This is a genomic window from Scleromatobacter humisilvae (assembly GCF_023231945.1).
In the GTDB taxonomy this organism is placed as follows: Bacteria; Pseudomonadota; Gammaproteobacteria; order Burkholderiales; family Burkholderiaceae_C; genus Scleromatobacter; species Scleromatobacter humisilvae.
Map to the genome: position 1 here is coordinate 435,237 of NZ_JAJLJH010000001.1, position 21,935 is coordinate 457,171.

Annotated in this window: 20 protein-coding genes; 11 read left to right on the forward strand and 9 right to left on the reverse strand. The window is 71.5% G+C overall.

Annotated elements, in window-relative coordinates:
- Positions 1-50: 50 nt before the first annotated feature.
- Positions 51-1,064 carry a class 1 fructose-bisphosphatase gene (locus LPC04_RS02015; protein ID WP_275680507.1) on the forward strand — a complete coding sequence of 338 codons (1,014 nt, stop codon included), beginning with the start codon at positions 51-53 and terminating at the stop codon, positions 1,062-1,064.
- A complete protein-coding gene (locus LPC04_RS02020; protein ID WP_275680508.1) occupies positions 1,064-1,837 on the forward strand; it encodes a hypothetical protein in 774 nt (257 codons plus the stop codon). The genes LPC04_RS02015 and LPC04_RS02020 overlap by 1 nt, the downstream gene beginning before the upstream one ends.
- A gap of 26 nt (positions 1,838-1,863) precedes the next feature.
- Here the strand turns inward: LPC04_RS02020 and LPC04_RS02025 are convergent, their stop codons facing one another.
- Positions 1,864-2,742 (reverse strand): dihydrodipicolinate synthase family protein, encoded by an 879-nt coding sequence (locus LPC04_RS02025; protein ID WP_275680509.1) that lies wholly within the window; start codon positions 2,740-2,742, stop codon positions 1,864-1,866.
- A 245-nt stretch (positions 2,743-2,987) separates the two neighbouring features.
- On the reverse strand, positions 2,988-4,013 hold the full coding sequence (locus LPC04_RS02030) for an aldo/keto reductase (RefSeq protein ID WP_275680510.1): 1,026 nt from the start codon (positions 4,011-4,013) through the stop codon (positions 2,988-2,990).
- A gap of 140 nt (positions 4,014-4,153) precedes the next feature.
- Here LPC04_RS02030 and LPC04_RS02035 point away from each other — a divergent pair, with 140 nt between their 5' ends.
- The 6 genes from LPC04_RS02035 to LPC04_RS02060 all read left to right on the forward strand — a co-directional run bounded on the left by LPC04_RS02035 (position 4,154) and on the right by LPC04_RS02060 (position 10,815).
- Positions 4,154-5,044, forward strand: coding sequence for a DMT family transporter (locus LPC04_RS02035; RefSeq protein WP_275680511.1), 891 nt, complete (start codon positions 4,154-4,156; stop codon positions 5,042-5,044).
- A gap of 75 nt (positions 5,045-5,119) precedes the next feature.
- Positions 5,120-6,001, forward strand: coding sequence for an alpha/beta hydrolase family protein (locus tag LPC04_RS02040; protein ID WP_275680512.1), 882 nt, complete (start codon positions 5,120-5,122; stop codon positions 5,999-6,001).
- Positions 5,998-6,354 (forward strand): VOC family protein, encoded by a 357-nt coding sequence (locus LPC04_RS02045; RefSeq protein ID WP_275680513.1) that lies wholly within the window; start codon positions 5,998-6,000, stop codon positions 6,352-6,354. Before LPC04_RS02040 ends, LPC04_RS02045 begins: the two co-directional genes overlap by 4 nt.
- Positions 6,351-7,136, forward strand: a complete 786-nt coding sequence (locus tag LPC04_RS02050; protein ID WP_275680514.1) for a crotonase/enoyl-CoA hydratase family protein — start codon at positions 6,351-6,353, stop codon at positions 7,134-7,136. The genes LPC04_RS02045 and LPC04_RS02050 overlap by 4 nt, the downstream gene beginning before the upstream one ends.
- Positions 7,137-7,235: 99 nt before the next feature.
- Positions 7,236-9,374: a hypothetical protein gene (locus tag LPC04_RS02055; protein ID WP_275680515.1), complete on the forward strand. Its 2,139-nt coding sequence runs from the start codon at positions 7,236-7,238 to the stop codon at positions 9,372-9,374.
- Between the two features lie 97 nt (positions 9,375-9,471).
- Positions 9,472-10,815 (forward strand): toll/interleukin-1 receptor domain-containing protein, encoded by a 1,344-nt coding sequence (locus LPC04_RS02060; RefSeq protein WP_275680516.1) that lies wholly within the window; start codon positions 9,472-9,474, stop codon positions 10,813-10,815.
- A 9-nt stretch (positions 10,816-10,824) separates the two neighbouring features.
- Here the strand turns inward: LPC04_RS02060 and LPC04_RS02065 are convergent, their stop codons facing one another.
- From LPC04_RS02065 to LPC04_RS02080, 4 genes are read right to left on the reverse strand one after another with little or no spacing between them, the layout of a single operon-like run.
- On the reverse strand, positions 10,825-11,391 hold the full coding sequence (locus LPC04_RS02065) for a hypothetical protein (RefSeq protein WP_275680517.1): 567 nt from the start codon (positions 11,389-11,391) through the stop codon (positions 10,825-10,827).
- A gap of 14 nt (positions 11,392-11,405) precedes the next feature.
- Complete coding sequence (locus tag LPC04_RS02070; RefSeq protein ID WP_275680518.1) at positions 11,406-12,182, reverse strand: DUF899 domain-containing protein; 777 nt, start codon at positions 12,180-12,182, stop codon at positions 11,406-11,408.
- Positions 12,183-12,235: 53 nt separating this feature from the next.
- Positions 12,236-12,901 (reverse strand): NHL repeat-containing protein, encoded by a 666-nt coding sequence (locus LPC04_RS02075; RefSeq protein WP_275680519.1) that lies wholly within the window; start codon positions 12,899-12,901, stop codon positions 12,236-12,238.
- Positions 12,902-12,945: 44 nt separating this feature from the next.
- Complete coding sequence (locus LPC04_RS02080; protein WP_275680520.1) at positions 12,946-14,166, reverse strand: helix-turn-helix domain-containing protein; 1,221 nt, start codon at positions 14,164-14,166, stop codon at positions 12,946-12,948.
- 199 nt (positions 14,167-14,365) lie between these two features.
- Between LPC04_RS02080 and LPC04_RS02085 the strand changes: the two genes are divergently transcribed.
- Positions 14,366-14,782, forward strand: a complete 417-nt coding sequence (locus LPC04_RS02085) for a hypothetical protein (RefSeq protein WP_275680521.1) — start codon at positions 14,366-14,368, stop codon at positions 14,780-14,782.
- 59 nt (positions 14,783-14,841) lie between these two features.
- On the opposite strand, the gene otsB is transcribed toward LPC04_RS02085, so the two are convergent.
- Both otsB and LPC04_RS02095 read right to left on the reverse strand, forming a co-directional pair.
- Positions 14,842-15,621, reverse strand: a complete 780-nt coding sequence (gene otsB, locus LPC04_RS02090) for a trehalose-phosphatase (protein ID WP_275680522.1) — start codon at positions 15,619-15,621, stop codon at positions 14,842-14,844.
- A complete protein-coding gene (locus tag LPC04_RS02095; RefSeq protein ID WP_275680523.1) occupies positions 15,621-18,029 on the reverse strand; it encodes an alpha,alpha-trehalose-phosphate synthase (UDP-forming) in 2,409 nt (802 codons plus the stop codon). Before LPC04_RS02095 ends, otsB begins: the two co-directional genes overlap by 1 nt.
- Positions 18,030-18,145: 116 nt before the next feature.
- Here LPC04_RS02095 and LPC04_RS02100 point away from each other — a divergent pair, with 116 nt between their 5' ends.
- Complete coding sequence (locus LPC04_RS02100) at positions 18,146-19,969, forward strand: glycoside hydrolase family 15 protein (protein ID WP_275680524.1); 1,824 nt, start codon at positions 18,146-18,148, stop codon at positions 19,967-19,969.
- Positions 19,970-19,975: 6 nt separating this feature from the next.
- Here LPC04_RS02100 and LPC04_RS02105 read toward each other — a convergent pair whose 3' ends face one another.
- Positions 19,976-20,461 (reverse strand): Rid family hydrolase, encoded by a 486-nt coding sequence (locus tag LPC04_RS02105; protein WP_275680525.1) that lies wholly within the window; start codon positions 20,459-20,461, stop codon positions 19,976-19,978.
- A gap of 219 nt (positions 20,462-20,680) precedes the next feature.
- Between LPC04_RS02105 and LPC04_RS02110 the strand changes: the two genes are divergently transcribed.
- A complete protein-coding gene (locus LPC04_RS02110) occupies positions 20,681-21,823 on the forward strand; it encodes a hypothetical protein (RefSeq protein ID WP_275680526.1) in 1,143 nt (380 codons plus the stop codon).
- The last annotated feature ends 112 nt before the right edge of the window (positions 21,824-21,935 follow it).

A 21,935-nucleotide genomic window follows, 5' to 3' on the forward strand; every position in this document is an offset into this window, starting at 1 on the left:
TCACGCGCGCGCATGCGCAACGACCGAATCCATCACATCCAGGAATCGACATGCCCAAGAAGATCAGCCTCACCCAGTACCTCGTCGAGCAGCAGCGCGAGCACGGGCGCATCCCGTCGCAGCTTCGCCTGCTGATCGAGGTGGTCGCGCGCGCCTGCAAGCACATCGCGATCGCCGTCAACAAGGGCGCGCTCGGCGACGTCATGGGCTCGGCCGGCTCGGAGAACGTGCAGGGCGAGGTGCAGAAGAAGCTGGACATCATCTCCAACGAGGTGCTGATCGAGGCCAACGAATGGGGCGGGCACCTGGCCGCGATGGCGTCGGAGGAGATGGACACCATCCACGTCGTGCCCAACCGCTATCCGCAGGGCGAGTACCTGCTGCTGTTCGACCCGCTGGACGGCTCCTCCAACATCGACGTCAACGTGTCGATCGGCACCATCTTCTCGGTGTTGAAGAAGGTCGGCCACCACCACGGCGTGGACGAGTCGGACTTCCTGCAGGCCGGCAAGAACCAGGTCGCCGCGGGCTACTGCATCTACGGCTCGCAGACGATGCTGGTGCTGACGGTGGGCGACGGCGTGGCGATGTTCACGCTCGACCGCGAGATGGGCTCGTGGGTGCTGACGTCCGAGAACGTGCAGATCCCGGCCGACACGAAGGAGTTCGCGATCAACATGTCCAACCAGCGCCACTGGGCGCCGCCGGTCACGCGCTACATCGACGAGTGCCTGCAGGGCAAGGACGGCCCGCGCGGCAAGGACTTCAACATGCGCTGGGTCGCCTCGATGGTGGCCGACGTGCACCGCATCCTGAGCCGCGGCGGCGTCTTCATGTACCCGTGGGACAAGCGCGAGCCCGAGAAGGCGGGCAAGCTGCGCCTGCTGTACGAGGCCAACCCGATGAGCTTCCTGGTCGAACAGGCCGGCGGCATGGCCACCAACGGCAGGCAGCGCATCATGGACCTGCAGCCGACCAGGCTGCACGAGCGCGTGGCGGTGTTCCTGGGCTCGAAGAACGAGGTGGAGCGGGCGACGGCATACCACGCCGAGTCCGACGCCTGATGCGCGGCCCGCGGAGTCGCGCCGCCGGGCTGGCGCTCGCGCTGGCGGTCGCGCTGCCTGTCTTCGCGCAGGATCCGGGCGGTCGGCCCTGGCCGCCGGCCACGGTGCGCATCTTCCCCATCGCCGGCACCGACACGGTCGGCTCGATGACGCTCGTCGAGCGCGAACATCGCCTCGCCGTCGATCTCAAGCTGACGCAGTTGCCCGCGAACCAGCCGTTCACGCTGCACTTCGCCGACGAAGGTCGCTGCTACGCGGGCCCGGACGCCGCGCCGGCTGCACACGCCTTCGTGATCGCGCTGCCCGAGCTGCGGGCCGATGCGAGCGGCGCGGCCACGGTGCACGTCGTGCTCGAAAGCCTGACGCTGGAGCCCGGCACGGGCTCGATCGCGCGCTACCCGGTGGGCATCTACACCGACGCCTCGCACGGCGGCACGGCGCTGGCCTGCGGCAACGTCAGCCTCAACCGGACGATCACGACCAACGTGATGCCCGGCCCGGCGGCCTCGCTGGACGACGCGCGCGCCTGCATGGATTCGGACGATCGCATCGTGACGCTCGACCGTCGCCGCGACGCCGACGACGTCGCCGTCGACGCGTCCCGCACGGCCGACGAGCGGCTCGCGGCGCGGCAGGTCCAGGCCACGCATGAGGCGCAGCTCCAGGCCTATCTGAAAACGCACGACCAGGTTTGCGGCAAGCTGCGCATCGGCGCGCGCGAACGCGCCGCGGTGCTCGCGGAACGCGCGGCGGCCGCGAGCGCGGCACGGTAAGAAGCGACGCGCCGACGATCCGCTCGTCAGCCGTTCGCGGGCAGGCATGCAACGAGCGTCAGCAATCGCTCCGTCAACGCCGTCGACGCCGTCGTCATCGGCGCGCGCAGCTCGTTCGCGCACTCGCCGCGTGCCGCCAGCAAGGCCTTGACCGGCCCCGGGCTCGGCTCCTCGAACAGGCCCGCGGTCAACGGCTTGAGCTGGCGCCACAAGGTGCGGCCCGTCGCGAGATCGCCGCGCGCGAGCGCCGCGTCGAAGGCGACGAACAGATCGGTGCGCACGTGCGCGCTCGCGGCGATCGCGCCGGCGCCGCCGAGGCAGCGCGTCGAGAACCACTCGTTGTCGTTGCCGCACAGCACCTGCAGCCGGCCGTCGGCGATCAGGGCTTCGGTCTGCTCGACGCGGCCGCCGCAATCCTTCAGAGCGACGACGTTGGTGTGCGCCGCCAGCGCGAGCAACGTGGCCAGCTCGATGCGCACGCCGGTGCGGGCCGGGATGTCGTAGACGACCAGCGGGGCGGGCGCGGCGTCGGCGATCGTCGTGAAGAACGCCCGCAGCGCATCCTGCGACGGCCGCAGGTACGGCGGCGCGGTCACCATGAACGCCGCGGGCGCGTGGCGCGCCGCGGCGTCGATGCGGCGCAGCACCTCGTCGGCCGTCGTGCCCGACGCGCCCATGACCAGCGGCAGCGACGTGTTCGCTTTGACGGTGCCGAGCACGGCGACGCGCTCGTCGTCGGCCAGCAGCGGCGCCTCGCCGGTCGTCGCGCAGACGACGAAGCCGGCGACGCCGTCGGCCGCCAGGCGCCTGACGAGCGCGGCGAGCGCCTCGTGGTCGACGCGACGGTCGCGGAACGGGGTGACGATGGGGATCCAGACCCCGGAGAAATCGATGGTGCGGCTCACGCAGGTTTCCTTTCTTCAACGACCGGACAGGATCGTCGTCGAAATGAGCGCGCAACGCAGGCGAAGTTCGTGAGTCTTTCTTCCGGGAGCCCTGGGTCGCCGTCGCTCATCTGAACGACGGCACCGCGGCCCCGGTCAGACGAGCAACGGCTTTTTCGCTTTGACCGAACCAGCGCACGCGCGCGTCACGCGCGAGGGCGCGTGCGATGCGGTGGCGAGGCTTCGGGTCATGGCCGGATGTTAGCTCACACCGGCGCGGGGTTGCGCTCGCCGAAGCCGCGCTGGTGCCAGTACGGATAGGGCAGCGTCACGGCGCTGGCGTCGTCGAGCTTCCTGACCTGCGCCGGCGTCAGGTTCCAGCCGACCGCGCCCAGGTTCTCGCGCAGCTGCGTCTCGTCGCGCGCGCCGACGATCACGTTGGCCACCGTCGGCCGCTGCAGCAGCCAGTTCAACGCGACCTGCGGCACCGACTTGCCGGCCTCCTCGCCGACCTCGGCCAGCGCATCGACCACCTTGAACAGATGCTCGTCGTCCACCGGCGGCCCCATGTCGGCCGTCGAATGCAGCCGGCTCTGCGCGGGGAGGCCGCTGCCGCGCCGGATCTTGCCGGTGAGCCGGCCCCAGCCGAGCGGGCTCCAGACCACCGCCGACACGCCCTGGTCGAGCGCCAGCGGCATCAGCTCCCACTCGTAGTCGCGGCCCACGAGCGAGTAGTAGGCCTGGTGCGCCACGTAGCGCTGCAGCGAATGCTTCTCGGACAGCGCGAGCGACTTCATCAGATGCCAGCCCGAGAAGTTGGACACGCCGAGGTAGCGGATCTTGCCCTCGCGCACCAGCTCGTCGAGCGTGTGCAGCGTCTCCTCGATCGGCGTCATCGCGTCGAAGGCGTGCAGCTGGAACAGGTCGATGTAGTCGGTGCCCAGGCGCTTGAGCGAGCCCTCGACCGACGCGCGCAGGTGGAAGCGCGACGAGCCGACGTCGTTCGGACCGTCGGCCATGCGGAACGTCGCCTTGGTCGACACGATCACCTTGTCGCGGCGGCCCGCGATCGCCTTGCCCAGCACCTGTTCGGCCAGTCCGCGCGAGTAGACGTCGGCCGTGTCGAACATGTTGAGGCCGGACTCGAGGCAGATGTCGACCAGGTTGCGCGCGCCGTCGCCGTCGGTCGAGCCCCAGGCCTTGAAGAATTCGTTGCCGCCGCCGAAGGTGCCGGTGCCCAGGCTGAGCGCGGGCACCATGAAGCCGGAGGCGCCGAGTCGTCGTTGTTCCATGTCCATCTCCTTGGGAAGACGGCGAGGATAGGTCGGTTCGCTAAACCCTTGTCGGCGGGGAGGTGGCGGCAGTCCAGGCTTTCGATTTCGAGGTCCGGAAATGGCCAGTCCCCGTCGTCGAGCCTCGCCACAATGCACGCATGACCCTCGCCAGCCTCGTCCGCCTGCTCGCGCTGTCCGCCATCTGGGGCGCGTCGTTCCTGTTCATGCGCATGGGCGCACCGGTGCTGGGGCCGGTGCTTCTGATCGGCCTGCGCGTGCTGCTCGCGGCGCTGTTCCTCGCCGCCGTCGGCGCCGTGCTGCGCAAGCCGCTGGACGCGCGGCGCAACGCCGGGCACTACCTCGTGCTGGGCCTGTTCAACTCCGCCCTGCCCTTCCTGCTGTTCGCGTTCGCGGCGCGCACGCTGTCGGCCTCGCTGCTGTCCATCCTCAACGCGACGGCGCCGATCTGGGGCGCGGTCATCGGCGCGGTGTGGACGCGCACGGCCCTGTCGGCGAAGTCGCTGCTGGGCCTGGCGCTCGGCGTGGCGGGCGTCGCGCTGCTGGTCGGCTTCGATCCGGGCACGCTGCGCGAGGGCGCGCCGCTCGCGATCGCGCTGGGCCTGGCGGCCACGTTCTCGTACGGCGTCGCCACCAACTACGCGAAGTCGGCGAAGAAGGTCGAGCCCTTCGCCAACGCGCACGGCAGCATGTGGGGCGCGACGCTGCTGATCGCGCCGGCCGTGCCCTTCGCGCCGCCGGCGGCGATGCCGACGCTGACGATCGCGCTCGCGGTGCTCGCGCTCGGCGTGCTGTGCAGCGGCATCGCCTACCTGCTGTACTTCCGCCTGATCGCCGACATCGGCGCCGCCTCCGCGCTGACCGTCACGTTCCTGGTGCCCGTGTTCGGCGTGCTGTGGGGACACCTGTTCCTCGGCGAACCGCTCGGCTGGAACACGCTCGCGGGCGCGGCCATCGTGATCGCCGGGACGGCCCTGGTGACGGGCTTCAGCGCGGCGTCGCTGTTCAGGCGCGCGGGCGTCGCGGCCTGACAGCCGGCGCCCCGAGGCGCACAATCCCCGCCCACGGACGGCCTTTTCGGGCCGCGTTCGACAGGACGAGCCGCCATGCCATCCACCCGTCCCGCGATCTCCCGACGCCACGTGTGCGCGAGCCTCCTGTTCGCGTCGACCTTGGCGCCTGCCGCCGCCGCGCCGCCGCCCGCGAGCTATCTCGACCGGCTGCGCCGGTTCAGGTCGAACCTGGTCCTGCACGGGCCGGCGCCGCAGGACTTCAAGCCGTCGACCCCGCCGGCCGGCGTGCGCGAGATCGTGTATCCATCCGGGTCGCTGTCGCTCAAGGCATGGGTCGCCCTGCCGCCGGGGGCGTCGCCCTCCAGCAAGGTGCCCGGCGTGGTGTTCTTCCACGGCGGCTTCGCGTTCGCGGCCGGCGATTTCGACGCCGCGCGCCCGTTCCTCGACGCCGGCTTCGCGCTGCTGTGCCCGATGCTGCGCGCGGAGAACGGCAACCCCGGCAGCTTCGAGCTGCTGCTCGGCGAGATCGACGATGCGAAGGCCGCCGTCGCCTGGCTCGCGCAGCAGCCCGAGGTCGACGCGTCGCGCCTCTACACGTTCGGCCACAGCATCGGCGGAGTGGTGTCGGCGTTGCTGTCGCTGCATCCGGTGGGCATCCGCCACGGCGGCAGCTCCGGCGGCCTGTTCGGCACGCGCATGTTCGACGCCGACTGGATGAAGCCGCGCATTCCCTTCGCCGGCAGCAACCCCGACGAACGCGAGCTGCGCGTGCTGGTCGGCAACGTGCCCTGGATGCAGCACCCGCACCACGCCTGGGTCGGCGAAGGCGATGCGCTGCAGGACGGCGACCTGGCCGCGCGCGAGCCCCAGTCCGAGCCCCGCTTGAGCGTCACGCGGATGGCGGGCGACCACTTCACGTCGTTCGGGCCGTCGCTGGCGGCCTACGTCGACATCGTCAAGGCGGACCGGTCATGATCTTCGGCGCCCACGTCATCGTCTACAGCCAGGACGCGGAAGCCGACCGCGCCTTCCTGCGCGACGTCCTCGGCTTCCAGGGCGTGGACGCCGGCCACGGCTGGTTGATCTTCGCGCTGCCGCCCGCGGAACTCGCGGTGCATCCCGCCGACGCGAACGACCGCCACGAGCTGTACCTGATGTGCGACGACCTTGCCCGCGAGATGCAGTCGCTGGCCGCCAAGGGCGTGGCGTGTTCGCCGGTGCAGGAGGCGCGCTGGGGCTCGATCACGACGCTGCGGCTGCCCGGCGGCGGCGAGGTCGGCCTCTACCAGCCGCGCCATCCGATGGCGATCGCCGGGCCGGCGGCATGACGGTCCGCCTCGACATCGACGGCCCGGTCGCCACGGTCACTCTCCATCGGCCGGACTGCCGCAACGCGGTCGACGGCCCGACCGCCGCCCGCCTGCGCGAGGCCTTCGAAGCCTTCGAGGCCGACGACGCGCTCGCGGTGCTGGTGCTGACCGGCGGCGGCGGCCAGTTCTGCGCCGGCGCCGACCTCAAGGCGATGGCCGATCCGGCGCGGCGCAACGTCGTCGAGCCCACCGGCACGGCGCCGGGGCCGATGGGGCCGACGCGCATGGCCTTCACCAAGCCCGTCATCGCCGCGATCGAGGGACACGCGGTGGCCGGCGGGCTCGAACTCGCGCTGATGTGCGACCTGCGTGTCGCGGCCCGCGGCGCGGTGTTCGGCGTGTTCTGCCGCCGCTGGGGCGTGCCGCTGATCGACGGCGGCACCGTGCGCCTGCCGCGCATCGTCGGCGAAGGCCGGGCGCTCGACATGATCCTGACCGGCCGCGCGGTGGACGCGCACGAGGCGCTGTCGTTCGGCCTCGTCAACCGCGTCGTCGAGGACGGCCTCGCGCTCGCGGCGGCGCAGGCGCTGGCCGCGGAGATCGCGGCGTTCCCCCAGGCCTGCCTGCGCGCGGATCGCGCGTCGGCGCTGTCGCAATGGGACCGCACGCTGGCCGACGCGCTGCGGGCCGAGGGCGCGCGCGGCTTCGACGTCGTGGCCTCGGAAGGACTCGCCGGCGTGCAGCGCTTCACCGAGGGCGCGGGCCGGCATGGCGAGGCGGCGGCGCGACGACGGGATTGACCTGTAAAGTCGCGCGAGCCTTCACTTCGCCATCCACGCTCGCCGATGAAGATCCTCTCGCACCCTCGCCGTCTCGTTGGCTGCATCGCCCTGGCCGCCATGGCCTCCTCCGTCTCGGCCGCCAACTGGCAGGGTTACGCGGATCGTCCGAACGCGAAGTTCGAAGTGGACGCCGACAGCGTGGAGGTCAGGAACGGCCAGGTCTTCTTCGCCTACCGGGAGCAACACTTCGGCCCCGCGTATCCCAAGCCCATCGTGTCGACGATGTACGCGATCGCCGATTGCGCCGCCCGCAAACGGGCCGACGTCAGCGGCAGCGGCAAGGGCTATGAATTGCGCGATGTCTTCGACGGCACGGACCAGGCCGCCCAGCTCGCCCTCGTCTGCCGCCTGGCCCACCTGGCCGGCGGCGAGGCGCGCGATCCCGCGCTGCGCGTCGCGCAGCAGAGGCCGGCGCCGTCCAGCGCCGAGGACTGGCGCACCTACGACCGCGGCGCCACCACCGTGCGCCAGCTCGATGCCGGGTCGGTGAAGGCGCACGACGGGCTGGTCTGGTTCAACTACCGCGAGCTGCAGTCCTACGATGCGCCCGAGGCGTTCCGCCGGCCGCTGAGCGGCGTCGTCGATTGCGGCGCGCGCCGCGGCGCGGATGTCGATCGCGGCCGCTACACCTTGCGCGACGTCCTCGAGGGCACGCAGCAGGCGTCGCAGCTCGATCTCGCCTGCCAGCTGGCCAAGGCCGCGGCGTCGCCGGAGGCTGCGGCTGCCGCGCCGGCGCCGCAGATCTCGCGCGCCGACGCCGAGATGCTCTGGGAAGAGGCCGTCTACACGTTCGACGGCCTGTCCTACGACTACACGACCTACCGCTTCATCTCGCAGGACGAAGCCACTCACTGCCTCGCCAACTGGCAGTGCCCGCTCGATGCGCATCGGCTCGACCAGCGCACCGGCGAACGCAGCAACGAGATCGCACCATGGCTGCGCGACGCGGTCGTCACCACGCTCGGCGACGAGCGCTCGAGGCCCGTGCACGACCCGAAGACCGACGCCTGGGTCGTCGTGCGCGTGACCGCCCGGCGGCCGGACAAGTTCGACCCGAAGACCCTGCAGCCGATGGCTTGGCTGACCGCGCACGCCGCCACCGCGCTGCCGTCGCCCGACGCGCTGCGCAGCGATCCGGCGCTGCGCAAGCGAAGCGCGATGAACCGCGTGTTCACCGCCGAACGGCTGCAGTCGTCGCTGGCCGCTGGCGAGTTCGGCCCCGGCGATCTCGACCGGCCGCTGTCCGGCGGCATGACCCTGCTGACGCGCGCGCTGGCCCGCCACGACGAAGCCTTCGCGGCGGCCCTCGTCGCGGCAGGCGCCTCGATCGACGCCTGCGGCACGTCGTATTGCCCGATCGAGTTCGTCATCTCGGCCCAGGACCACGCCGGACTGCGCTGGGTGCTCGCGCACGGCGCCCGCGTCGAACGCTCGCAGGCCCGCCCCGGCGCGCTGCCGCCGCTCGTTCTCGCCGCCATGGCCGGCGACAAGGAGAGCGCGCAGCTGCTGCTCGACGCCAGGGCCGACCCGCTGGTCGGCGTCGACGACAGCGTGTTCGGCCAGACGCTCCAGCGCTCGCTCGCGTACTACGTCTCCGGTGAACAGGCCGACTTCCTCGACTGGATCTACGCCCAGATGGCGCGCGCCGACGAGCGCGGCGGACACTACGCGTGGAAGGCCTGGATCGAGCAGGGCGGCCGGCGCCAGCCCATCGTCGACGGCGTGACGATCACGCTGCAGGCGCAGCCCTTCCGCATCGTGATGAAGGTGCCCGACCAGACATCCTTCCGCATCGTGTCGTCGGAAGACGCGGGCTTCCTCGCCGAGACGCGCTCCGCAGTGACGCGGCGCGAGCTGCTGTCCCCGGCGCTGGTGGGCGCCGCCGGCCCGGACAGCCGTTTCCTGGGCGTCGGCAGCTTCGTCACCCGCAAGGGCGTGCGCGAGTTCGACGGCTCCAGCCTCGAACTGTCCTGGCAGTCCGACCCGAAATTCGGCAACGGCACGAAGCGCGTGAACGACAGGCGCGGCGAGCACGAGGACGTCCACGAGATCGCGGAGTTCATCGCGCCGTCGGGCACGATCGCCGCCAAGGACTACGCGCACCACACGATCCACGTGCTCACCGGGCCGATGCCGTGGCACGGCACCGCGAGCGACCTGTACAAGCCGGCGCGGTTCGACATCGTGATCCGGTAGCTTGGGGGGCCGCGGCGCAGGCGGCTGCCGCGGCTGCGCCCCAGCTGGCATCATCGAGGATGGAACCATCCGACGCCGGCCGCTGGAGCATCCCGTCATGCGCGCAGTCTTCCTGAGCTATGCACGAACCGATCGAGCGCGAATCGACACGCTCTCGGACGACCTGCAAATGCTCGGACACCAGGTCTGGTTCGACCGTGAACTGACCGGCGGCGTGCACTGGTGGGCAGGCATCCTCAAGGCCATTGCCAGCGCCGATGTCTTCATCTTCGTCGCCTCGCGCGACGCGGCCGAATCGGTGGCCTGCCGGCGCGAGCTCGAATACGCCCTGGCCCTCGGCCTGCCTATCCTGCCGGTGGCGATGGAAGGCCTGGACGCGATCGGCGCGCTGCCGCCGTTCATCGAGAGCCTGCAGATCGTCGACTACAGCCACGCCACGAAGGCCGACGCGATCAACCTGGCGCGCGCGCTGGCCGCGCTGCCGCCGCGCGGCGCGTTGCCCGATCCGCTGCCTGAACCGCCGCCCTGGCCGGCCTCGCCCATCTCCGCGCTGCATCACGAGGCGCGCTCCGATGCGCCGATGAGCTTCGAGGCGCAGTCGGCATGGCTGCTGCGCCTGCGCGACGCGGTCGGCGCGGCGGAACCGAGCGACGGTGCGCGCGACGCGCTGGCGCAATTTCTGCGACGGCGCGATCAGTTCCGGGCAACGGGCCAGGAGGCAGATCGGCTCGCTGCGGAGTGGCAGAAACAGCCGGAGCAGCAGTCGCCCGCGGAGTCCGCGGCCAGCCGCAAGCCGCCAAGCAAGGCGAGGCCTGCGGCGAAGCCCGCGGCCGCACCGCCAGCGGCCAGACCGCCTGCGAGACCGGCCAGCAAGGCACCGACGTCGGGAGCCACGCCTGCGGCTGCGGCGAGCCCGGCGCCCGAAAGAACCGAACTCACCTCCTTGCTCGAAAGGCAGCGCGAACTGCTGCAATCGACCGGGTCCGCCCAAGCGGCGAGCGCCCCCCGGGCCGGCGTCGCGTCGGTCCGACACCACAGGTCGCGCCCCTGGTCGAAGTGGCCGGAATATTTCGCCGTCACCCTCTTGCCAGTGCTCGCCTTCGTGGCCATCGCCGAGCTCGGCGTGCACCGCGGGTTCTGGATGACCGACTGGATCGTCACGACCTGGAGGAACTCCGGCCTCGCCGGCTCCGTCTCGAACGCCGTGCTGCTGATCGCGGGGGCCATCGCCATCGTCGTCGCGACGTGGCTCATCGCCGACATCCAGATCTGCGTCAGTGCCGAGGATCGCTGGATGACCTCGCTGTTCGGCCTGCCACTGACGCTTTTCATCGGCTACACCGTCGCGGGCCTGCTGGTCGATGGCTCCGGCGTCCATGTGGCAAGCCTGGCGCTGCTCGTGCACCTGTCGACGCAGTTGTACCTGGTCGTCATGGACTAGGCTGTCTCGTCAAGCGCCCTGCCGCCTTCGCCAGACACCCCACCCGTCCCACCCCCGGCATGCCACCGCCGCCATCGCCGCGGTCACCGCCAGCATCGCCGCCATGTGCACCGCGACCGCCGCGAGCGCCAGCGCCATCGAGCCCGACGCCGTGATCTCGCGCGCCGGCGAGCCGGACAGGCACAGCGGGATCAGCGCCGGCACCAGCATCATGCCGGCGCCGTGGACGAGTCCCATCGCGGCCGACCACAGCGTCAGCCCGGCCTGGCCGGCCGCTGCGTGCAGGCATTGCGGCAGGTGCCCCGACACGTGGACGGCCGCGACGAAGACGGCCAGGCCGCCCGCGACCCACGGCAGCACGCCGCGCTGCGCGACCAGGCCCAGCGCCGCCAGCGCGGCGATCAGCGCGACCGAGGCGGCGTGGCCGATCGCGATCGGCGCCAGCGCCTGCCACGCGCGCGCATGCGCGCCCTCGCGCACGCCGCGCGCGGCCACGAAGGCCCAGCCGGTGGCGGGGTTGAGGCCGTGCAGCGCGCCGACGCCGGCGACGGCGAGCCAGGGCCAGACGCCGGTCATGCCGCGACTCCGGCTCAGGCGCGCGAGGCGCAGCAGGACGACGTCGCCACGGCCGGCGCCGACTCGTAGCGGTCGTGGTGCCGCACCCACTGCATGCCGTAGTCGTCGCCGTCTTCCCCGCGGCCCTGCGGCGCCATGTCCAGCATGTCGTAGGTCATCATCATCGCCTCCACGCCGCGGCCGAAGGTGGAGTAGGTGTGGAACACCTCGCCCGCGTCGTCCTTGTAGAAGAAGCTGATGCCCGGCGCCTCTTCCTGCGGGAAGCCGGTCATGCGGTAGTTGTAGTAGACCTCGCCGCCGATGCGGGTCTCGGGCGGGAAGCTGACGGCGAAGTCGGTGTTGAAGTCGTTGCCGCTGGCCGAGGCCCACTTGAACTGCCAGCCCATGCGTTGGCGGAAGCGCTCGATCTCGGCCAGCGGCGCGCGCGAGACGAGCAGCACGGTGAGGTCGCGCTGCTCCAGGTGCACCTGCGCGCCGACCAGGTGGTCGGCCATGAACGAGCAGCTCTTGCAGCCCTGCTCCCAGCCCGGCGCGAGCATGAAGTGCTGCACCATCAGCTGGCGGCGGCCGTCGAACAGCTCGGCCAGCGTGCGTCGGCCGGCGGGCGTGTCGAAGACGTAGGACTTGTCGATGCGCACCCACGGCAGCGCGCGGCGCTCGCGCGCGATCTGGTCGCGCTGGTGCGTCAGCGCCTTCTCGCGCTCGAGCAGCGCGCGCCGCTGGACGAGCCAGTCGTAGCGCGAGACGACGGGATGATGGGCGCCGTTGCCGGGCATCGTGATCGTGTTCATGGTCAGCTCCTTGGGTCGGTTGAAGAAACGGGGTTGTCCGCCTGAATGACGAGTCAGGCCGGCACCTTGGCGGGACGACGCACCGCGCGCACCTTGCCGCTGCGCCCGCCGCCGCAATAGAAGAGGTCGCCGCCGTCCGACTCCAGCCCGCTGACGCCCGTGCCCGCGGGCATCTCGAGGCGCTCGAGCACCGTGCCGTCGGCGGGGTCGATGTGGCGCAGCTCGCTCTCGTCGCCTTCCCAGGTGCCGTGCCACAGCTCGCCGTCGACCCAGGTCACGCCGGTGACGAAGCGGTCGGACTCGATCGTGCGCAGGATGTCGCCATTGGACGGATCGACCTGGTGGATCCGGCGATCGCGATGCTGGCCTACCCACAGGCTGCCCTCGGCCCAGGTCAGGCCCGAGTCGCCGCCCTTGCCCGGCGCCGGGATCGAGGCCAGCACTCGGCCCGTGGCCGGCTCGATCTTGTCGATACGCTGCTCGGCGATCTGCCAGAGGTGCTTGCCGTCGAATGCGGTGCCGGCGTCGGCGCTGCGCTCGATCCGGCGCGTGGGCTCGCCGCTGGCCGGGTCGATGGCGACCAGCGCGGGGCCGGTGGCCGCCCAGATGCGCTGGCCGTCGAAGCTGACGCCGCCGACGTTGTGCGCCTCGTCGAACGGGCCGTACTCGCGCAAGATCTCGGCCGGCCGCTTCGCTGCCTGGGATTTCGGGGAGGTCATCGTCGAGTCCTTCGCTGCGCCGACGTGGCGCGATGGAAGTGACTCTACTCAGACGGCAGCGCAGCGGGGAGTAGCAAGATCGTCGTGAATCCGGTCAGCGGCGGCGCGAGCCAGCGCTGCGCCCGCGCCCGGCCGAGCGCACGCACGCCGCCGTCGGCCTCCAGCTCGGCCAGTGCGCGCTGCACCGTCCGCTGGCTCGCGCCGAGCGCCAGGGCGAGCGCCGACGTCGACCACGGCGCACCGTCCGACAGCAGCGCCAGCAGCGACGCCTGCTCGCCCTCGATCGGCGGCGCGAGCACGGCGACCGCCCGCGCGGCGAGCGGCCGCAGCGCGAAGCCGCGCGCCGTCGCCTCGATGGTGGCCATGTCCCGGACCAGCGCGCGCAGCCGGCCGATCTCGACGCGCAGCCGCGCGCGGTGCGTCTCGTCCGGCTCGCGAAAGCCGAACGCGCCCGCGATCAGCGTCTCGCGGTCGACGTCGCCCGGCCAGGCCTGCGCGAGCGCGCGGGCCAGCGCGAACAGCACCGGCCGGCGCGCGAGCGGGCACCACGCTGAGCCGACGCCGACGCCGCGCCGGCACGCATCGACGACCAGCGTCGCCGACGCCAGCAGCGCCGCGACGTCGTCCAGGCGCAGCGACAGCTCGCCATCGGCATCGAGGCGGCGCGCCGCCGGCCGGTCGAACGCCTCGCGGGCGCGCGCCACCTCGGCGAGCAGCGCCGGCACCCGCGCGCGTGACGCGGCCTCGTGCGCGCGCGCGAGCGCCGCCTGCGCCTGCGCGACACGCAGCGAGCGCAGCGCCAGCTCGGCCGCGCTCAGCTCGGCCACGGCGGACAGCGCCGGCGTCAGGGCGCGCGCGTCGAGCGAATCCAGCGTGGCGGCGGCTTCGCCCAGTCGTCCCAGCAGCAGCAGGCGGCGCGCGGCGATCAGGCGCGCCTGCATCGCGTTGCCGCGGTCGGCGTGGGCCTCGAGCGTGGCCGTCGCCGCCGCCAGCGCGCGCGGCGAGCCCGCAAAGTCGCGCATCGCCAGCGCGACCTCGGCCTCCGCGACGACGCAGCGCGCCCGCGCGAGCTCCTCGTGCGAGCCGAAGGCGCGCGCCGCTCGGCGCAGCAGCTCGCGCGAGCGCGCGTAGTCGCCCAGCTGCGCCATCGCGATGCCGCGCAGCGCCAGCGCCGGCGGATCGTCGCGCAGCGCGACGCGCTTGAGCGCGCCGAGCGCGTCGCCCGCAGCGAGCGCGCGGGCGGAGGCGGCGATCAGGGAATCCATGGATGCAAGGCTAACCGGTCGCGCCGATAGCGCCGGAATGCGTGATCCCGCGTGTCGGGCGTGTCGGCGCGGAACAGCTGTGACGAGACGTCAACGGGCGCCAAACTTTACGCAGGTCCGGCCTCCAGCCCGGAGGCGCGGCGCCGATGAACGACGGCATGGAGGGAACGCATCGTTCCCGTCGTGGAAGGACAACGACATGCGCCCATTCGCCGCCCCGCTCTGCCTCGCCGCAGCGCTTCTCGCCTCCGCCGCAGGGGCCCGTGCCGAGACCCTCGAGAAGGTGCGGCACGACTTCGCCCAGCTGGTCTACGAGGACGCCGGCCCCGACATCAACCGCGACCGGCCGCAGCCGCTGCTGCGCGCGGTCGTCGTGCTGCGCGTCAAGCTCAACGAGCTCGGGCACTGGACGGCCGACGTGATCCGCGACAACGACGAGCAGCCCGAGATGACGCGCAAGGCGCTCGCGAGCGTCGCGCATCTCGCGCGCACGCTGGAGGTGTCGGCCGAGGCCTCCGAGAAGCTGCGCCGCGAGGGCTTCCTCGAGGTCTGGCTGTTCCAGAACGACGGCCGCTTCGCGCTGAAGACGCTGGCGTTGCCGCAGCGCGGGCTCTGAAGCCGGCGACAGGCAGGCGGCGGCGGCCGCACGGCCGCGCCTGATCGGCCCGGGGGCGTTCAGCCGACGAGCGCGAGGATGCGATCGAGCACGCCCGCCATCTCGTGCGGGCCGTCGATGCAGAAGCGCGCGGCCGAGGCGCGGCGCCCGCAGCCGATGCGCACCGTCACCCAGCCGTGCTGAGCGGCGGCGAACACGGGCTCGTCGTTGACGTCGTCGCCGGCGAAGAACGCGGACTGGACGCCGGCGCGCTCGATGAGGCGGCGCACGGCCACGGCCTTGTCGGGCGCGTCGGCGGCGACCGCGTTGTAGACCAGCTTGCCGCCGAACACGTGCAGCGTGGCCGTGAAGCCGGCCAGCACGTCCTCGATCATCGCGCTGGCGGCGTCGCGGTCGGGCGCGGTGCGGAAGTGCAGCGCGAGGGACTGGCCCTTGTCCTCGATGGCCACGCCGGCGCGGGCCAGGCCGTCCGCGCGCTCGCGCAGGCGCGCGCGCAGCGCGTCGAGCGCGTGATGCGCGCGCGCGGCGGCCTCGGGGTCGCCGTCGTCCTCGGCGCCGTGGTTGCCGACGATCCACGCCGGCACGAAGCCGAGGCGCTCGCGCACGTCGGCGATGCGGCGGCCGGTGACGATGGCCACGGGGCGAAGGCGCGCCAGCTTCTCCAGGCGCAGCGCGATCGTCGCGGAGACCTGGACGTCGTCGGGCCGCGCCCGGATCGGCGCCAGCGTGCCGTCGAAGTCGAACGCGAACAGCGCGGGCGAGCGCACCAGGCCGGTCAGCGCGGCCAGGCCTTGCGGCCCCAGCAGCGGCCGCAGCATCGCGGGATTCGGGCCCGCCATCACAGGCCTCGCTGGTCGGGATCGCCGGCGTGGCGATAGCGCGCCACGCGCGCGTCGACACGGGCCTTGAGCCGCCAGCGTCCGGCGTCGGTCAGCATGCGGCCGGCCCAGCGGAACACGTTGAACTCGCGCACCGTCGCGCGCAGGCTGGCCATGCGCGCGCGCTGCTCGGCCGCCGGCATCGTGGCCGCGCGGTGCAAGGCGTCGGCCGTCTCTTCCACGTGGTACGGGTTGACGATCAGCGCCTCGGTCATCTCGCGCGCCGCGCCGGCGAAGCGGCTGAGGATCAGCACGCCCTGCTCGTCGTCGCGCGCGGCGACGAACTCCTTGCTGACCAGGTTCATGCCGTCGTGCAGGCTGGTGACGATGCACATGTCCGCTGCACGCAGCAGTTCGTTGACGGCGTGGCTGTCGTGGTGCTGCGCGAGCAGGTGCACCGGCTGGTAGCCGGGACGGCCGAAGCGCTCGTTGATGCGCAGCGTCAGGCGCTCGACGCGTTCCTGGAAGTTCTTGTACTCCTCGAGCGAGCTGCGCGTTGGCGCGGCCACCTGCACGAAGACGAAGCGGCCGATCCACTCGGCGTGCTTCTCCAGCAGGCGCTCCACCGCGTTGAGGCGCTCGAGGATGCCCTTGGTGTAGTCGAAGCGGTCGATGCCGACGGCCAGCGTCGTGTCGGGTTGCAGGCCCAGGCGCTCGCGCACGATGCGGCGCGCCTCGGGTACCGAGGGCCAGCTCGCGATCGTCGCGTCGGCGGGCCACTCGATCGAGATCGGGTAGGCCTCGACCAGCGTCTCGTCCTCGCGGAACGAGATCGTCGAATGCTCGTGCTCGATGCGCGCCTCGAGGAAGCGGTCGACCGTCTCGATGAAGTTCTTGCAGTGGAAGCGCGTGTGGAAGCCGAGGATCGTCGAGCCCAGCATGCCCTGCAGGATCTCGCGCCGCCACGGGCAGATGCCGAACGACTCGGGGTTGGGCCAGGGGATGTGCCAGAACGTGAGGATGGTCGCGTTGGGCAGCTTCTCGCGCACCATCGCTGGCAGCAGCGCGAAGTGGTAGTCCTGCACCAGCACGATCGGATCCTCGCTGCGCGCCTCGGCCACGACGGCGTCGGCGAAGCGCTGGTTGACGGCCTTGTAGGCCTCCCAGTCCGACTCGCGGAACACCGGGCGCACGTGCGCCACGTGGCACAGCGGCCACAGGCCCTCGTTGGCGAAGCCGAAGTAGTAGCCCTGCTCCTCTTCGGCCGTCAGCCACAGGCGGCGCAGCTGGTAGTCGTCCTGGCCCGGCGGCACCGCGACGCGGTCGTTGGCGTCGACGACCTCGCGGTCGGCGTCGCCGCTGCCGTGCGCGATCCACGTGCCCGAGCAGGCGCGCATCACGGGCTCGACGGCGGTCACGAGTCCGCTGGCGGGGCGCTTGACGACGATCCTGCCGTCCTTGCCATGCTCGTGGATGTAGGGCTCGCGGTTGGACACGACGATCACCTGGTCGCCGCGCAGCTGCGTCATCAGCAGCGCCTGCAGCCGCTCGGCGCTCCAGTCGGCCTCGGGGCCCTGCATGCGGCGGTACTCGTCCTCGAGGTCGCGCAGGCGCTCGCGCAGGTCGGCCGCGAAGGGCTGCAGCTCCACCGAGGTGGCGGACGACGAGCCGGTCATCGGGCTGATGATGCCCTCGCCGCGCAGCAGCGCGCGCACGCCCAGCACCCAGCCGCGCCAGCTCAGCTGCGCCACCACCATCGTGATCAGCGCCATCACCAGGCCCAGCGCGGCGATCAGGCCGACGAGGTAGCGTCGCGTGTCCTGGCTGCGCTTCTCGATGAAGCTCAGGTCGTGCAGCAGCACGAGGCGGCCGACGGTCACCGGCGCGGTCTGCGCCGTGGCCTCCGACGCCGCCGCGGCCGCCGCGACGGCCACACCATTGTCTGCAGCGGACGCCCCGGCCGCCGGCGGCGCGCTCGCGACATCGCTCGCCGCGTCGGCGACGGCCACCGGATGCGGCTGGTCGATGACGTCGTGCATCGCCACGTGCACCGGGCCGCCATTGAGCATCAGCCGCGGGTCGCGCCGGGAGCTGATCTGCAGCGCGTCGAAGCAGTTCAGTTCCGTCGGGAACGCGGGCGTGCGCACGAGCATCTGGCCATCCGGGCTGCAGAGCCCGATGGCAAACAGGCGTTCGTCCTGCAGCGCGCGCTCGAACAGCTTCTCGAGCTGCTTCGGCCGGTTCGCGCGGATCGCCTCGACGACGGAGTCGGACAACGCGTTGGCGACGACGGCGCCGCGGCTGTCAAGGTCGCGCGCGAACCAGCGCAGCGTGACGCCGTCGACCAGCGGCAGTACAAGATAGGCCGTGGCGATCACCACCGCGATCAGCGGCAGCAGGAAACGAAGTTGCAGCCGGATCGTCTGCACGATCGGCCAACGGAGGAAGGCAGGCCCGGCGCTTGCCGGCGGAACCAAAGTTCCAGCGTTTCTATCTTTGTTCAATGGACGATCCAATATCTGCAACGGAAGGCGCCCGGTAGAACATGAGCAATCCCTCCGTCGTTTCGAATGCGCCGGCCGCATCGCTGGATCTGGCGATGATCGGCAACTGCGCCATCAGTGCATTGGTCGATGCCACGGCCCACGTGGTGTGGTGTTGCATGCCGCGCTTCGACAGCACGCCCGTGTTCGACGCGTTGCTGCAATCAGCAAACGGTGTACCCGAGTCCGGCGCAATGACAATAGAGATCGAGGGCATGGCGCGCCACGAGCAGTCCTACGACCACGGCACCGCCATCCTGCGTACCAGGATGTGGGATGCACAGGGACAGTGCGTGGAGGTGGTCGACTTCGCGCCGCGCTTCGTCACGCGCGACCGCGTCTTCCGGCCGGCGCAGCTCGTCCGACGCATCCGCCCGTTATCCGGCCGCCCGCGCGTGCGCGTGACGGTGCGCCCGCACGGCGGCTGGGGCGCCGAGCCGCCGCAGGTCACGCGCGGCAGCCACCACGTGCGCTTCGTGATGCCCGAGATCACGCTGCGCCTGAACACGAGCGTGCCCATCACCTACCTGATGGACGGCACGTGGTTCGCGCTCGATCGCGAGATGAGCCTGTTCCTCGGCGCCGACGAGACCATGGCCGGCGCGATCGACGACACCGCGCGCGAGTTCGAGGACCAGACCTCGCTGATGTGGCGCCACTGGACGCACCGCCTGGCCGTGCCGCTCGAATACCAGGACGCCGTCATCCGCGCGGCCATCACGCTGAAGCTGTGCCAGTACGAGGAGACCGGCGCGATCGTCGCGGCGATGACCACGAGCCTGCCGGAAGCGCCGAACAGCGGCCGCAACTGGGACTACCGTTTCTGCTGGCTGCGCGACGCCTTCTTCGTCGTGCGCGCCCTCAACGGCCTGGCCGAGGTCGGCACGATGGAGAAGTACCTCGGCTGGCTCACCAACGTGCTGCACAAGGAGGCCGGCTCCGGCCATGTGCAGCCGCTTTACGGCATCGGGCTGGAGCGCGAGCTCACCGAGTCCTTCGTCACGCAGGCGCAGGGCTATCGCGGCATGGGGCCGGTGCGCATCGGCAACCAGGCGCACGAGCACTTCCAGCACGACACCTACGGCAACATCATCCTCGCGTCGGCGCAGTCCTTCCACGACCATCGCCTGTTCCGGCGCGGCGACGCGTCCGACTTCGCGGCGCTGGAGACGATGGGCGAACAGGCCTGGCGCCTGCACGACCAGCCCGACGCCGGCATCTGGGAACTGCGCACGCGCGCACGCATCCACACGTCGTCATCGCTGATGTGCTGGGCCGCGTGCGACCGCCTCGCCCACATCGCGGCCAGTCTCGCACTCGGCGAGCGAGCCGCGTTCTGGCGCGACCGCGCCGACGTGATCCGCAGCAAGATCCTGCAGTACGCGTGGAGCGAGAAGCGCAACGCCTACGCCGAGAGCTTCGGCGGCAGCGAGCTCGACGCCAGCGTGCTGCTGATGGGCGAGGTCGGCTTCGTGCCGCCGAGCGATCCGCGCTTCATAGCCACCGTCGAGGCGATGGAGCGGACGCTTTGCGACGGCCACTTCATGCGCCGCTACGAGGCGGCCGACGACTTCGGCAAGCCGGAGACGACCTTCAACATCTGCTCGTTCTGGCGCGTCGACGCGCTTGCCCGCATCGGCCGCCGCGACGAGGCGCGCGAGGCCTTCGAGGCGCTGCTCGCGCGCCGCAACCCGCTGGGCATCCTCAGCGAGGACATGAACCCGGACACCGGCGAGCTGTGGGGCAACTTCCCGCAGACATATTCGATGGTGGGCATCATCCACGGCGCGCTGCGGCTGTCGGCACCGTGGGATTCGGTGGTCTGAGACGGCTCAGTGCGCCGCGGCCTCGCGCGGCTTGCGCGCGACGATCTTGATCTCCGTGATGCCGTTGTCCGGGATCAGCCGCGACACCTGGATTGCCGTCCACGTCGGATACGGCGGCTTGATGTACTGGCTCTTGACGGCCACGATCGCCGGCATCTGCGTCGTGAGGTCGGTGTGGAAGCTGGTGATGTCGATGACATCGTCCCACGACACGCCGGCGTCTCGCAGGATGCCGCCGAGGCGCTCGAAGGCGCGCACGTAACCGGCGCGCAGGTCGGTCTCGCCGGCGCGCACGCCCGCGACGACCCCCGACAGCGTCACCATGTCGCCGCTCACCACGGCGCTGGCGTAGCCCCACTCCTGCTGGTAGCGCAGCTCCGCCGGATCCGTCGCCATGACGACGCGGGCCTCCTGGCGCGCGCCGGCATGGGCCGAATGCGCCAACGTCAACAGCAGGGGCAACAGGCCGGCGGCCAAGGAACGAACTCTCATCGGGGCCTCCAAACGTGGTGGTGGTCGCGATGCTAGCGACGCGCGCCGTCCACGGCTCGCCGAGATCCGCGCAGGAGGTGCGAGCGGCGGTTCTGCGGCGTCGAGCGGCGGGTTCGCGCGCACGCCCCCCGCGTTCGAACGACCCGCTAGGGATACTTTCGGCCGGCATGGCGGCAAACACTGGGGCCGCCCAGAACGTCGCCTGCAAGGAGTCCCGCCATGGCCGACAACCATCCGCCCTTCGATCCCACCACGGGCACCACGCCCATCACCCTGCCGACGCAGGATCCGTGCTGCCAGAGCCCGTGCGATCCCGCGTGGCGCACGAAATCCACGTGCATCGTCTTCAACGAGACGCGCAGCGTGACGCTGCCGATCGGCGCCGACGCCGCCGGCGCGTTCGCGCCCGGCCGCATCGTCGTCACCGTCACCTACGCGCACTCGCTGTGCCTGATCGGCAAGCAGCACGGCGGCCTGGCCTACACGCTGACGCTGCTGCCCGGCGAGAAGATGAACCTGTTCCAGAGCGACCGCTATCGCCGCACCACGTCGGAGACCGAGCGCTTCTCGGTGCAGACCACCTTCTCGCAGTTCGTCTCCGCGGTGCACCAGCAGCAGAACAGCAAGGATTCGAGCGCGCTGCAGCAGGTGCTCAAGAGCCAGACCAACAGCAGCGACGTCGGCGGCGGCGGCGGCATCAACCTCGGCATCTTCAGCCTCGGCGGCAGTGGCGGCTCGAGCTCGTCGTCGAGCTCGAGCTCGCTCGACAGCCTCGCCACGCAGTCCGCCTCGAGCGATTTCGTGTCGACGGCGCAGCAGGCCTCGCAATACACGGACCTGCAGCGCTCGATCACGATCAGCAGCTACGAGGACTCGGAGACCGTCTCCACCACGCAGCGCACGCTGGTCAACAACAACCGCTGCTTCGCGGTGACCTACTTCGTGCGCAAGGTCGTCGACGTCTACCAGAGCGGCACGCGGGTGGTGGCGGTCACGTTCCAGGTGTTCGAGGGCAACTTCGTGTCGCCCGTGCTGACGCCGGCGCAGGTCGGCCAGCTTCCCCCCGCGCTGCAGCAGCAGGTGGAGGCCGCGCTCAAGGGCCTGCCGCCGGTCGGCGAGACGACGCCGCATCCGACGCTGGTCACCGTGCCGACCGACGGCGTGGTCTACGACCCGGAGCTCGCGCACTGCTGCGCGCAGGATCCCGAGCTGGAGCTCGCCGACCGCATCCGCCTCGAGCGCGAGCAGGCCGAGGCCCAGCACATCGGACTCGAGGTGCAGCTGATGGCGCTCGAGGTGCAGCGCCGGCAGGCCTTGCTGGCGGCCGGCACGCTGGATCCGTTCGAGGCGGCGCCGGCCTGAGCCCGCGGCCGAGCGTGGCCCGGGCGGCCCCGGCACCGCGATTGCCCAGGGGGTTCGTCACCTGACCATTCCGGCGGCGACCCGGCAACTCCTGCCCGGGCGCCGTTGCCCC

Excerpts from the sequence above, each read along its gene's own strand:
- LPC04_RS02060 (WP_275680516.1), top strand. The coding sequence starts at position 9,472 with ATGCGCGCAGTCTTCCTGAGCTATGCACGAACCGATCGAGCGCGAATC.
- LPC04_RS02110 (WP_275680526.1), top strand. The coding sequence starts at position 20,681 with ATGGCCGACAACCATCCGCCCTTCGATCCCACCACGGGCACCACGCCC.
- LPC04_RS02055 (WP_275680515.1), top strand. The coding sequence starts at position 7,236 with ATGGCCTCCTCCGTCTCGGCCGCCAACTGGCAGGGTTACGCGGATCGT.
- LPC04_RS02070 (WP_275680518.1), bottom strand. The coding sequence starts at position 12,182 with ATGAACACGATCACGATGCCCGGCAACGGCGCCCATCATCCCGTCGTC.
- otsB (WP_275680522.1), bottom strand. The coding sequence starts at position 15,621 with ATGGCGGGCCCGAATCCCGCGATGCTGCGGCCGCTGCTGGGGCCGCAA.
- LPC04_RS02050 (WP_275680514.1), top strand. The coding sequence starts at position 6,351 with ATGACGGTCCGCCTCGACATCGACGGCCCGGTCGCCACGGTCACTCTC.
- LPC04_RS02080 (WP_275680520.1), bottom strand. The coding sequence starts at position 14,166 with ATGGATTCCCTGATCGCCGCCTCCGCCCGCGCGCTCGCTGCGGGCGAC.
- LPC04_RS02065 (WP_275680517.1), bottom strand. The coding sequence starts at position 11,391 with ATGACCGGCGTCTGGCCCTGGCTCGCCGTCGCCGGCGTCGGCGCGCTG.
- LPC04_RS02085 (WP_275680521.1), top strand. The coding sequence starts at position 14,366 with ATGCGCCCATTCGCCGCCCCGCTCTGCCTCGCCGCAGCGCTTCTCGCC.
- LPC04_RS02040 (WP_275680512.1), top strand. The coding sequence starts at position 5,120 with ATGCCATCCACCCGTCCCGCGATCTCCCGACGCCACGTGTGCGCGAGC.
- LPC04_RS02015 (WP_275680507.1), top strand. The coding sequence starts at position 51 with ATGCCCAAGAAGATCAGCCTCACCCAGTACCTCGTCGAGCAGCAGCGC.
- LPC04_RS02100 (WP_275680524.1), top strand. The coding sequence starts at position 18,146 with ATGAGCAATCCCTCCGTCGTTTCGAATGCGCCGGCCGCATCGCTGGAT.
- LPC04_RS02030 (WP_275680510.1), bottom strand. The coding sequence starts at position 4,013 with ATGGAACAACGACGACTCGGCGCCTCCGGCTTCATGGTGCCCGCGCTC.
- LPC04_RS02075 (WP_275680519.1), bottom strand. The coding sequence starts at position 12,901 with ATGACCTCCCCGAAATCCCAGGCAGCGAAGCGGCCGGCCGAGATCTTG.
- LPC04_RS02035 (WP_275680511.1), top strand. The coding sequence starts at position 4,154 with ATGACCCTCGCCAGCCTCGTCCGCCTGCTCGCGCTGTCCGCCATCTGG.
- LPC04_RS02105 (WP_275680525.1), bottom strand. The coding sequence starts at position 20,461 with ATGAGAGTTCGTTCCTTGGCCGCCGGCCTGTTGCCCCTGCTGTTGACG.
- LPC04_RS02045 (WP_275680513.1), top strand. The coding sequence starts at position 5,998 with ATGATCTTCGGCGCCCACGTCATCGTCTACAGCCAGGACGCGGAAGCC.
- LPC04_RS02020 (WP_275680508.1), top strand. The coding sequence starts at position 1,064 with ATGCGCGGCCCGCGGAGTCGCGCCGCCGGGCTGGCGCTCGCGCTGGCG.